Origin of the sequence: Bacillus sp. JJ783 (assembly GCF_036963225.1) — a bacterium.
In the GTDB taxonomy this organism is placed as follows: domain Bacteria; phylum Bacillota; class Bacilli; order Bacillales; family Bacillaceae_G; genus Bacillus_A; species Bacillus_A cereus_U.
Genome location: NZ_JBALMG010000256.1, coordinates 1 through 948, shown reverse-complemented (window position 1 = coordinate 948; position 948 = coordinate 1). Strand labels below are relative to the sequence as shown.

Below are 948 nucleotides of genomic sequence, written 5' to 3'. Positions count from 1 at the left end.
TTTACTAGTACACGATAACTGGATCATAAGTGTTCAAACTATCATACACAGTTTTTGCAACATTAGGAAGAAGGTTAACACATCCGCCTGATCCCCCTGTTAAATAAGCATTATTTGCCCAGTTTGTTCGCCAGCCTGCATCATGGAATCCTTGACCGCTATTTGTGAATGGAACCCAGTAATCTACCTTAACTGCATAATCAGCTTTACCTACTGCGCTTCCTTTCAGCGTGTATGGTGTTCGTTTATATAAGACGTACCACACACCTGGTGATGTATCTTCACTCGTGCTATGTTTACCAGTTACTACATTTGTTGTAACTACTAATTTTCCATCTTTGTAAATCCAAATTTGTTGCTCTGCAATTGAAACTTCCGCATACGTGTCTCCAATGCCATTATTCGATGTTGTTTTATAACCGATACCTTCCTTCTCCCAACCATTCCCATGAATATTTGAAGCAGATAGCGATTTTCCCCCCTTTTCAAAAGCTTGTTGAACTTGTTTTGTTTCTTTTTCAACATCTAGTGCCCAGCCATAGCCTTGTCCTTTTACTGATATAACCGACCCAGAATGAGTTTTAAATGTGAAATCTTTATTTAATGTTGATTTAGCATTATTAATTTCAGCAATCTTATTCTTAATATCGCTTGCATCGATTGTAACTTTCATATCCTTTGACATAGAAGCATTTTGAATTAAATCTTTTGCTTTTAAAGGATAAACTTCATTCTGTACTTTATACTCAACGGACTGCCCAAGAAGATTTTGTAGTGCTTCCTCCTCTTTTTTGACAATCGGATCGTCTTCTTTAATAGGCTTTATGTATGTAGACTTCAGATGAATTTCACTTTTATACTTCTGCTTGTCGTAATCTTTCAGTAGACTAGTAACATCATACTGTTTTCCATCAATGCTCTTCGAAATAACAACTTTTCCTTGTTCAA

Annotated in this window: 1 protein-coding gene; it reads right to left on the bottom strand. The window is 36.2% G+C overall.

Annotated features, from left to right (window positions below; translation table 11 throughout):
- Nucleotides 1–4: 4 nt before the first annotated feature.
- Nucleotides 5–948 (bottom strand): L,D-transpeptidase family protein (locus tag V7038_RS29240; protein ID WP_335696075.1); only part of this gene is annotated, 944 nt, incomplete at its 5' end.